Annotated in this window: 6 protein-coding genes and 2 pseudogenes; 5 read left to right on the plus strand and 3 right to left on the minus strand. The window is 44.9% G+C overall.

What is annotated here, in order from left to right:
• Positions 1 to 144: 144 nt before the first annotated feature.
• The 3 genes and pseudogenes from P5674_RS19140 to P5674_RS19150 form a co-directional block, all read left to right on the plus strand.
• Positions 145 to 537: pseudogene (locus tag P5674_RS19140) on the plus strand (HNH endonuclease); the annotation flags it as partial.
• A gap of 160 nt (positions 538 to 697) precedes the next feature.
• Positions 698 to 2,632 (plus strand): transglycosylase domain-containing protein, encoded by a 1,935-nt coding sequence (locus P5674_RS19145; RefSeq protein WP_014276068.1) that lies wholly within the window; start codon positions 698 to 700, stop codon positions 2,630 to 2,632.
• Positions 2,633 to 2,761: 129 nt separating this feature from the next.
• Positions 2,762 to 2,989 carry a type II toxin-antitoxin system CcdA family antitoxin gene (locus tag P5674_RS19150; protein WP_006617421.1) on the plus strand — a complete coding sequence of 76 codons (228 nt, stop codon included), beginning with the start codon at positions 2,762 to 2,764 and terminating at the stop codon, positions 2,987 to 2,989.
• A 57-nt stretch (positions 2,990 to 3,046) separates the two neighbouring features.
• Here P5674_RS19150 and P5674_RS19155 read toward each other — a convergent pair.
• Positions 3,047 to 3,136, minus strand: a pseudogene (locus P5674_RS19155) (RNA-guided endonuclease InsQ/TnpB family protein); the annotation flags it as partial.
• Positions 3,137 to 3,343: 207 nt separating this feature from the next.
• Between P5674_RS19155 and P5674_RS19160 the strand changes: the two are divergent.
• Positions 3,344 to 5,092: a sensor histidine kinase gene (locus P5674_RS19160; RefSeq protein WP_006617422.1), complete on the plus strand. Its 1,749-nt coding sequence runs from the start codon at positions 3,344 to 3,346 to the stop codon at positions 5,090 to 5,092.
• Positions 5,093 to 5,308: 216 nt separating this feature from the next.
• On the opposite strand, the gene P5674_RS19165 is transcribed toward P5674_RS19160, so the two are convergent.
• Entirely contained in the window at positions 5,309 to 5,788 is a 480-nt protein-coding gene (locus P5674_RS19165) for a GNAT family N-acetyltransferase (RefSeq protein ID WP_006617423.1), read from the minus strand.
• A gap of 159 nt (positions 5,789 to 5,947) precedes the next feature.
• Here P5674_RS19165 and acs point away from each other — a divergent pair, with 159 nt between their 5' ends.
• Positions 5,948 to 7,915, plus strand: coding sequence for an acetate--CoA ligase (gene acs / locus P5674_RS19170; RefSeq protein ID WP_006617424.1), 1,968 nt, complete (start codon positions 5,948 to 5,950; stop codon positions 7,913 to 7,915).
• A gap of 347 nt (positions 7,916 to 8,262) precedes the next feature.
• Here acs and P5674_RS19175 read toward each other — a convergent pair whose 3' ends face one another.
• On the minus strand, positions 8,263 to 10,044 hold the full coding sequence (locus P5674_RS19175; protein ID WP_315670206.1) for a glycosyltransferase: 1,782 nt from the start codon (positions 10,042 to 10,044) through the stop codon (positions 8,263 to 8,265).
• Positions 10,045 to 10,794 lie beyond the last annotated feature (750 nt).

The following is a 10,794-nucleotide window of genomic DNA, read 5'->3' on the forward strand; positions in this document are numbered from 1 at the left end:
TGATAAAACAGCTCTTGATGAAGAGATAATGCTGTACTCTTAACAAGGAGACGGTTAAACTAGGAGCCGTATGAGGTGAAAGTCTCAAGTACGGTTTTGAATGGGAGGGGATGGAGGGAGGTGACTCCATTCTCGACCCCTTCTAAAGAAAGACATGAATCCTGGTTATTCCAGACCAAGGATGGACTCACATTATGGCAACATAAATGGACCCCAATTGTCAGACATACCATAATACGCCCTGACGCAACACCATACGACGGAAACTGGACTTACTGGGCAACCAGGAAAGGACAAGCAATTGGAACGCCAAATAGGGTAGCAAAACTACTCAAGAAGCAAAAAGGTAGATGTACCTGGTGTGGACAGTATTTCGCACCATTGGATTTAATTGAAGTAGACCACATTGTACCTCGAAGCCTAGGCGGAAAGGATGAATACAAAAATCTTCAACTATTACATCGCCACACCCGCGATGATAAAACGGCAATAGATAACGCCAATGCTGTATCCTTAACAATGGAACAATCAGATTAGGATCCGTGTGCTGGGAAACTCGCAAGCACGGTTTTGTATGGGAGGGGGAGATGGCGACATCTCTCTCGACCCCTACTAGCTAACAGGAGAAAAACTGGTCTAAGCTAATTATCAAGTTTAAAACCCTGTAGCTTTGTTTTCTGGAAGGAGTGGAATCAGCGTGTCATTAACAAACGTAACAGTCCGAGGTAGACAAAGGCTTGAGTCGCCACCGTCAGGCTTATTTGACTTCATCCAGTCAGTAAGCAAAGTTACCGCCGGAACCATATTGGGTACAACCATGTTAGCCAGTTCCGTGGTGGCAGGAGGGCTGGTGGGTCTAGCCGTTAGTTTCCGTAACTTACCAGACGTAAGGGTATTACAAAACTATATTCCCACCGAAACCACCCACATCTACGATATTGAGGGTAGACACTTAGCCAGCCTTCACGACGAAGCCAACCGAGAAGTAGTTTCTCTTGATGAAATATCCCCCCATGCAAAACGGGCGGTATTAGCTATTGAAGATAGCCATTTTTATGATCATCGGGGGATATATCCCACGGGGATAGTGCGAGCTATGCTTGCTAACCTGGAAAGGGGGAAAACGGTAGAGGGTGGTTCGACCATAACCATGCAGTTGGTGAAAAACCTGTTTTTATCCCCCAGTAGAACCATTAGCCGAAAAGCCGCTGAGGCGGTAATGGCAATTCGCCTCGAACAAATTTTAGACAAAGACGAAATCCTAGAATTATACCTAAATCAGGTTTACTGGGGTCATAACCTGTATGGGATTGAAACAGCCTCCCAAAGCTATTTTAACAAACCGGCATCAGAGCTGAAATTATCTGAAGCGGCGATGATTGCTGGTTTAATTTCGGCACCAGAAGACTATAGCCCCTTTGCAAATTATCAACTAGCTAAACAACGACAGGCTCAAGTGCTTAACCGCATGGTAGAGCTAAATTGGATTACTCCAGAAGAGGCGGCTGAGGCGCGAAAAGAACCCCTATTAGTGGGTAGGATCACCTCCTTTAGAACCAGTGAATTACCATACGTGACGGAAGCGGTGGTTCAGGAGTTAACTAGGGAGTTTGGTCGTGATGCGGTGCTGAAAGGGGGAATGCGGGTTCAAACGACCATTGATTTGAATTTCCAGCGCATGGCAGAAAGAACGGTGAGGGAATGGCACGATCGCCTTTATTATCGAGGAGTATATCGCGATCGCAATAACGGTCAAATCGCATTAGCCGCCGTAGATCCCACTACCCATTTTGTCAAAGCTATGGTGGGAGGGTCTGATTATAATAAAAGCCAGTTCAACCGAGCTATTCAGGCTCAACGGCAACCTGGATCAGCCTTTAAGCCGTTTGTTTACTATGCCGCCTTCGCTACAGGTAGATATGCTCCTAGTACCATTGTTCAAGATACCCCTGTTAGCTATCGCGACGGCTCTGGGTTTTATTCACCCCGAAACTATGGCGGCGGCTTCTCGGGCGCTGTGACCATTCGTTCAGCCTTAGAGACTTCCCTGAATATTCCGGCGGTCAAGCTGGGTCAATCTGTGGGACTCAATCAGGTAATCGAGATTTGTCGCCTCCTGGGAATTACTAGCCCTATGGAGCCGGTAATTTCCTTACCACTCGGATCTGTGGATCTCACACCGATGGAAATGGCTGCATCTTTTGCTACTTTTGCTAATGACGGTTGGCATTCTGACCCGACTTTCATTGTACAAGTCACTGATAGCCAGGGAAATGTCTTGCTTGACAATACCCCATCACCTCGCTTAGTTCTGAATCAGTGGGCGGTAGCCTCCCTAAATGATGTACTGCAAGGGGTAATTACCAGTGGTACTGCCACCAGCGCCCGACTAGGACGACCAGCAGCGGGCAAAACTGGGACTACATCCTCCGAACGCGATGTCTGGTTTGTGGGTTATACTCCCCATTTATCGACGGCGGTTTGGGTTGGTAATGATGACTTCACTCGATTGGCTAGGGGAGTAACTGGGGGAACTGTGGCGGCTCCGGTATGGCGGGACTTTATGAGTCGTGCCTCTGTGGGTAAACCTCAAACTGGTTTTACTCCGGCTTCAAATTTTCCCCGCCCTTAACCGGATGGGCAACAGGTGAGATTGAGATCGTACAATAGAATAAAGCCCCCAAATCATACTCGGTCTTGAGTTGAGCCTCCGGGACTAATCTCGGAGGTATTGGGTTTTCTGAATTAGGATGTTTGCGCCATGAATCTAAATACTTCTTCGACCTCTAGTGTACCAAGCAAAGTAGAGGTTTCTATCCATATTGATTCTGAATTATTGGATCAGGTCAAGCACTTGACTAATGATCCAAGTAAGGTGATTGAAACCGCTCTCCGACAATGGTTGCGGGGAGAACGCCCAGAAGATGATTTGGCTTTGAGTCTACAACGTAACCCTCCCGTGCCACCCCGGGGGGAGTGGAATGATTGAACAAAAAGAGCGACGCACTCGGTCCACCTGCCGGCGGCGAGGTGGGGAGAGCTTGATCAAAAATCTAGCATAGCCGGCGTGTTTGACCATCAAGGTGGCTTGATGGTCATTGAGTTGGAGTTGGGGGCGGAAAGCCTGGTAAACCACGGTGCGATCGCCAGATGTCTCCGGGCTAAATGTGTCTGTTGACATTGTACCCGAATACGAGTAAAATGGGCCAGGAGGGTTGTATTTAAACCTTAATTGGCGATCGCCACATTATGTTGAGAGCTTTGCAGGCAACTGCCTTCACCGTTATTGGTGATGCTGTACTTACCCTATTGCGCTGAGTTTTGAGCGTTTTAGGAAGGTTAAATGTTGCACAACAATTCTGATCTACCATTATCAGGCTTTGGGGATATTTTACCCGGTTTGGATGCCGACCTAGTTTTTATTCAGAACCAATCGGGGGAGTATCTACTATTTTCTTGGCGACAATGCGATCGCCATCCTCTTCCTGTTGACCAAATCACAGGAACTAATATGGCAGATACATTTAAGCCTCTGGTACTGACCCCCTATCAAGAAAGAATCGACCGGGTGATCGCCAGCTTAATACCTGAGCGTTTCAGTTATCCATTTTGTTATGAAGAATACTATTTTCCCCTGGAACTGATTGTCAGTCCCATATTAAAATCTAACGGCAGTGCTACCCATGTCCTGGTGATGGGGCGATTACTAGAAAATTCTCAACTGAATCTCAGCCCTAATCACAGTGAACTGATTGCCTACCGCGCCTTACCATCTAATTTTGATATCCAGCAAAAAATGCTGGTTCAAATTGCCGGAACCCTTTGCCGTAGCGTTCCCCCCACTTCTCAAATTTATCAAACTATTCTCGGCCAAATTACTCAAAAAATTCGCCGCACTCTGGATTTAAAAGAGATTTGGCAACAAACTGTTAACAGTCTGGGTCAGGTTCTTGGTGTCAGTCGCTGCATTATCTGTCCCTATCGCAGCACCTCTGATAAGTCTACCCAAGTGGTGGCTGAGTACCGCCAAGAAGATATCCCCATGATGTTGGGTTTAAATCTATGGAGTGATTCGGAATTAGGTTGGGCTCAAGCCTTAGCCACTTTAGAACCGATTATCATTGAGCGCAGTGCCCCTGAAAATGACCCCTATCAACGTCATTCGTTGATGGTGATTCCTACTGCTTATCAAGAGCAACCTAATTCTTTGATTTCCCTGCATCAATGCGATCGCACTCGCCAGTGGACGGCGGCGGAAATAGATTTTGTCCGGGAGTTGGCTACTCATGTAGGAACGGTGATCGCCCATGCTACTCTTTATCAGGAGTTAGAAGAAGCCAGACTCGAAGCTGTGGCTCTTTCTCGCCTCAAAAGTGAGTTCCTCGCCAATACTTCCCACGAACTCAGAACTCCCCTCAACGGTATGATTGGCTTCCTTCAATTAGTCTTAGATGGTATGGCTGATGACCCAGAGGAAGAACGGGAATTTATCGAAGAAGCCCATCAAGCTGCTATTCATCTCCTGAATTTAATTAATGATGTTTTGGATATTGCTAAAATCGAAGCGGGCAAAATGGATATTGAACTCGCTTTGGTCAAAGTTGATGAAGTCCTCAGAGAAATTGAGCATTTTATTCGCCCTCAAGTTGAGCAGAAAAATTTGAAACTAACCATTCAAACGGAGGCTGGCAATAGTCAAATTATTGTTTATGGTAACTATCAACGTATCTTACAAGTGATGCTAAATTTGGTGGGAAATTCCATTAAATTTACTCACAAAGGAGGGATTAATATTAGTCTAGGAATTATCCGAGAAAATGTGATTATCCAAAATCAACAATTTCCGGGATTTGTGGAGTTTAGAGTTGTGGATACTGGTATTGGTGTCCCCATTGAAAAGCAAGATAGATTATTCCAGGCTTTTTCTCAGGTTGATAGTGGTTACACTAAGCAATATGGGGGGACGGGACTGGGTTTAGTTATTTCTCAAAAGCTGGTCCAAGCTATGGGAGGTAAGGTTAAGTTTTACAGTTTGGGTGAAGGCTTAGGCTCAACTGTTACTTTCACTATTCCTCTCTATCAAGAACCATAATATCAATTACCAAGAGATAGGGGGTTGACAACCTCCGAAATATCATGCTATTATTTTGATATATGATTTTATAATGACAATCTAACCTTGTAAAATAAAATTGCGACTATTCCCATTATCTAAAATAATACCACAAGCCAACCGGAAAAGCAACCCCCCCAGCTTCCCAGGGGCAATTTTTTTTTGTTACAAAACTTAACAATAAATTTACAAATCTCATTGTTGCAGTAAGCGTTGATAGTCCACTACTCGACAAATGCGCCATTCAGGTAGTATTGTGGCTCCTATATGTTGGTAAAATGCGATCGCCGATTGATTCCAGTCGAGGACAGTCCACTCTAAGCGCCCACACGGACGTTCTAGGGCGACTTTAGCCACCTGTTGGATTAAGGCTTTCCCAATGCCTAAACGTCGATATTCAGGCATAACAAATAGGTCTTCTAAATGAATGCCGGGTTGAGTCAAAAAGGTGGAAAAGTTATGAAAAAACAGAGCAAAGCCTACGGGTTTTTGCTCCCATTCGGCGATAATGACCTCAGCCATTGGTCGATCGCCAAATAGATGCTGTTGCAAAGTTTCCAGATCTCCAGTGACTTGGTGGGAGAGTTTTTCATATTCAGCCAAAGCCTGAATTAAAGCCCAAATGACCGGAACATCATCAACAGTAGCAGGACGGATAATGAGTTGAGGAGGCATAGTTACTTAGAAGTTGACAACTGATTTTAATCGGTTTGACATGGGGAGGAGTTAGCTAGTTAGCAGTCTGCTCAAAAAAAAGTAAAGATTCTTAGAGTTTAATCTAGGCCTAAAATGGTTATAATGGCTTCACTTTGTAGTTAAAGTTACCATCACACTATGTCACAACCGACGATCGAATCAATTTTACACGAGAAACGGTTATTTAATCCGTCCGAGGACTTCTCCAAACAGGCCCGGATTAAGAGCATGGAAGAGTACCGGGAACTCTACGAGAAAGCCAAAGCTAACCCGGAAGCGTTTTGGGCAGAATTAGCGGAAAATGAGTTGCACTGGTTTAAAAAATGGGATCAGGTGCTGGACTGGCAGCCACCTTTTGCGAAGTGGTTTGTGGGGGGCAAAATTAATATTTCCTATAATTGCCTCGATCGCCATTTGACTACCTGGCGCAAAAATAAGGCGGCTTTAATTTGGGAAGGGGAACCGGGAGACTCTCGGACTCTGACCTATTCCCAACTACATCGGGAAGTTTGCCAAATGGCAAATGTGATTAAACAGTTGGGAGTCAAAAAAGGCGATCGCGTTGGGATTTATATGCCCATGATACCAGAGGCGGCGATCGCCATGTTGGCTTGTGCGAGGATTGGCGCACCCCATACCGTCATTTTTGGCGGTTTCAGTGCCGAGGCTCTAAAGGACCGCCTGGAAGATGCCGAAGCTAAATTGGTGATTACTGCTGATGGTGGTTGGCGCAAAGATGCGATCGTACCCCTAAAAGAACAGGTAGATAAGGCTTTACAAGCTGGTGCGCCTAGTGTTGATAACGTTTTGGTCGTACAGCGCACTGAGCAAAAAATCCAGATGGAACCCGGACGAGACCACTGGTGGCATGACTTGCAACAAAATGCTTCCGGGCAATGTCCCGCCGAAGAAATGGATAGCGAGGATATGCTGTTTATCCTTTACACTAGCGGGACTACTGGCAAACCCAAGGGAGTTGTACACACTACTGGTGGCTATAATCTTTACAGTCACATTACTAATCAGTGGGCTTTTGATTTACAGGATACTGATGTTTACTGGTGTACCGCTGATGTGGGTTGGATTACTGGCCATAGTTATATTGTCTATGGGCCTTTGTCCAATGGGGCGACAACTTTGATGTATGAAGGCGCTCCCCGTGCTTCTAATCCCGGTTGTCTGTGGGATGTGGTAGAAAAGTATGGCGTGACTATTTTCTATACTGCTCCTACTGCTATTCGAGCTTTGATGAAAATGGGTGAAAGACACCCTAATGCTCGTGATTTGTCTTCGTTGCGGATTTTGGGTACGGTGGGAGAACCGATTAACCCAGAAGCCTGGATTTGGTATAACCGCGTCATTGGTCAAGGAAAATGTCCCATTGTTGATACTTGGTGGCAAACGGAAACGGGGGGTTTTATGATTACTCCTCTTCCTGGTGCGACTCCTACTAAGCCGGGTTCGGCTACTTTGCCTTTCCCTGGAATTATTGCTGATGTGGTTGATACGGAAGGGGAACCTGTTACTAATAATTCTGGGGGATATTTGGTGGTGCGTCACCCGTGGCCGGGTATGATGCGGACTGTTTATGGCGACCCGGAGCGCTTCCGTCGTACTTATTGGGAGTATCTACGACCTAAAAATGGCGATTATGTCTACTTCGCTGGTGATGGCGCTCATCGAGATGAGGATGGCTATTTCTGGGTGATGGGCCGGGTTGATGATGTGATTAATGTTTCTGGTCATCGCTTGGGGACTATGGAGGTTGAGTCGGCTTTGGTTTCTCATCCGGCTGTGGCTGAGGCGGCGGTGGTTGGCCGTCCTGATGAAGTCAAGGGTGAGGAAATTGTGGCTTTTGTTACTCTTGAAGGCGATCGCCAACCTGATGAAGCCTTGGAAAAAGAGTTGAAGCAGCACGTTGTTAATGAAATTGGAGCCTTGGCGCGTCCCGGGGAAATTCGCTTTTCTGATGATTTGCCTAAGACTCGTTCGGGTAAAATTATGCGGCGTTTATTGCGATCGCTTGCTTCGGGTCAGGAGATTTCTGGGGATACTTCCACTCTCCAAGATCGCACCGTTCTCGAAAAGCTGCGCGGTGGCGCTTAGTTGAGCAACTTCCTGGTTAATTAAGCCGGGAATTTCTCAACCACAATTTTGGTGCGTCAGTCCGCTCATTTCCCCATCGGGAAATCATTATTAATTGCTATGACGCACCCGATCACTTTTTTGATTTTTTCGTCAACACGCAAATCCGCCCGGCTGCAGGGGTTGACAGGGAGCCGAAATTTTGCTAACATATTAGCATCAAGTTACATAATCGAAATATATGCTAATTTGTCAAAAATGCACAGATTCCCATTATATTAAAAGTGTACTGTCAAGAGCCCCAAAAGTCAAGCCCCTACCCCCAAAAAGCAAAATTTTTTAACATTTCTTAACATTTGATTTTTTCGTCAACATTTCAGGTCATCTGGGGAGAGTTGAAAGGGGGGATAATTATATGCGCGGGAAATTCTGGTCAAACTTTGATACCAATTATTGATAGTTTGTTGAGGGGGATAGGGACTATAATTGCGGGACTGTCTGAGAAATTGGAGCATCTGATGTTGGTCTTGAGTATGATAGGTTAAAGCAGCTAACCAAACCAGGACTTGATAGCGACAGAGGGGTTGTAGGGGACGCATCCAGTCCCGTAGGGTAGGACGGGAAAAGTAATTTTCAATGAGTTGATTACAGTCCGAGGTGAGGATGGCGATCGTATATTGTTTAAAGCTATAATCAGTAGAGACTCTTATAGTCGGTTTTCGTAAACAAATTCCCGCAGCGCCATGGGATGCTAAATTTAGCAATAAATCTATAGTAGCAGCATAGGGAGACAGACCAGAATCAAACCCTCCCCAGCGTTTAACCCAGGAATTTCGGAATAAAATAGCACCAGTTTCAACCAATCGCAACAGGTCCGTTAACATCCAGATATGAAAACCATGTAAACCGTCGCGACCCTGTAAAATTGGCGCAAGATTATCGTAAGGCTGAACTTCCGAAATTAGCTGATTTTCCTCCCAAATTTCCCAACCAGAGAATACCATTTCCAGCGAACCCGCACGATTTTCAAAAGCATCTATCTGGTCAGACAAACTATTAGGTAGTAAAGTCGAACCCCCATCTAAAAACAGGATAAATTCTCCCCTAGCCATTTCCAAGCCTCGGTTTCTAGCAGCCACAATTCCCTCGCCACATTGACCAACATATTGCAAAGATTTTCCATAACCTTCTAGGACTTCCGGGGTGTTGTCCGTCGAACCGTTATCAATCACAATAATCTCGCAACCATCAATATTTTGATTCAGGATACTATCAAGAGTTGTTGGTAAAGTTGAACCATCATTATCACTACAAACAATAATACTAACCTGTGGAGAATTAGCCACCGTCGCGGGGATTAAGTAATCAGTAGCATCCGCACTATTTCCCGCGAAATGTCCTTGTAAAAGGCTTTGATTTTGCTTCGCTTCCCTTCCGTGAAACGCTTCGATGCGGTTTCCCCGAAGATGTCCGTAGTCATGATTTTGGTGAATAATAGTAATAGTTTGACTCGCGTTAATTACCGGATATCCTTGTTTTAACGCTTCTCCCACCATCCAATTATCCCAACCCGGACGACCAATAGCAAAAGCCGGAAGTTGTTTAAATAGAGGCTTAGGAAATACAAAGTAATCTAACGCACCGATACCGCTAAATATTCCCGCTATATTGATTTCATCATGTAACTCTTGTTCCCAGTTAGGGTTATCGAAATTAACAGGTTGGTGAATATCCAAATTCCAACGTCGTCCCACCATCAGAAACTGAGGGTAATTAGCATTCACCTGTTGAACCGTAGGGAGAAAATCCCTAGTTAAGATAATATCCGAGTTAATATATGTTAAAACCCCGTGGGAAGCGTGATTATGTACTTGGCTAAAAATATCATTAAGCAGAGGTGTTCCCAGTTCGTTAACTTGGATATTCCGAATATGTCTCAGGTTCAATTGACTAGCGACTTCTGCGGTTCCCTTCTCATCACCCAATAAGATAATTTCCGGTCTCGGAACCAGTTTAGTCCAACTGGTAATCGCATTACGTTGAATCATTCCCACACTTCCCACAAAGGATTTAGGAACCGCAAAAATAGTCAGGTTAACAGTAGGTTGAATATTATCAAAAATCCAGAAATGACGTTTTTTAGTTCCCATAGAAATTGACTGATATTACAAATCCTCTGTTCGTCTAATTTAGCCCTAAACACCTGGGAGAGTTAGGTGAGATAGTAGGTGGGTTAGGTAACACACATCTACCCCACCTTTTATATAGTAATTTAGATGTTAGTCTGGCATAGTTTCAGCAATAATTTTAGCAAACATCTTGACAAGAGCAGCATTATATGTATTCCCCGACTGCGCTACAGCAGGTTGATACTGTTGTACTGGCTGTCCTGGTGGCGACATATTTTGATACTGTTGTATCTGCTGTATCTGTTGTATTTGTTCCCGCAGTTTTTGAACTTCTGACTTGGACTCTTCCAATTCCTTCTGCTGTTGCTGTAGTTGAGACTGCGACTCTTCCAATTCCTTCTGCTGTTGCTGTAGTTGAGACTGCGAACCCTCTAACTCTTCCTTAGTTTTATGTAACTCAAATGTAGCCTGTTCAAGTTCCACCTGTACTTCATCTAATTGGAAGTTAGCCATTTCTAGTTCTTCTCTGGTATCATGTAACTCCGAGCGAGACTTATCAAGTTCCTGTTGAGTTTCCGTCTGTTTATTCTGTGCATTTTTAAGCTGGTCTTGAACCTCCTTAACTTTGGTTTCCAGTTTCTTCCCTTCAGACTGGGAGTTTTCCAACTCCTTCTGCTTCTGCTGAAAATCCGATTGAGATTTTTCCAGGTCTTTCCGAGTCTGCTGTAGTTGAGACTGGGAGTTTTCCAACTCTTTCTGCTTCTGCTGAAA

It is taken from the genome of Limnospira sp. PMC 289.06 (assembly GCF_032350395.1).
Lineage (GTDB): Bacteria > Cyanobacteriota > Cyanobacteriia > Cyanobacteriales > Microcoleaceae > Limnospira > Limnospira platensis.

Excerpts from the sequence above, each read along its gene's own strand:
- P5674_RS19150 (WP_006617421.1), top strand. The coding sequence starts at position 2,762 with ATGAATCTAAATACTTCTTCGACCTCTAGTGTACCAAGCAAAGTAGAG.
- P5674_RS19160 (WP_006617422.1), top strand. The coding sequence starts at position 3,344 with ATGTTGCACAACAATTCTGATCTACCATTATCAGGCTTTGGGGATATT.
- P5674_RS19165 (WP_006617423.1), bottom strand. The coding sequence starts at position 5,788 with ATGCCTCCTCAACTCATTATCCGTCCTGCTACTGTTGATGATGTTCCG.
- acs (WP_006617424.1), top strand. The coding sequence starts at position 5,948 with ATGTCACAACCGACGATCGAATCAATTTTACACGAGAAACGGTTATTT.
- P5674_RS19175 (WP_315670206.1), bottom strand. The coding sequence starts at position 10,044 with ATGGGAACTAAAAAACGTCATTTCTGGATTTTTGATAATATTCAACCT.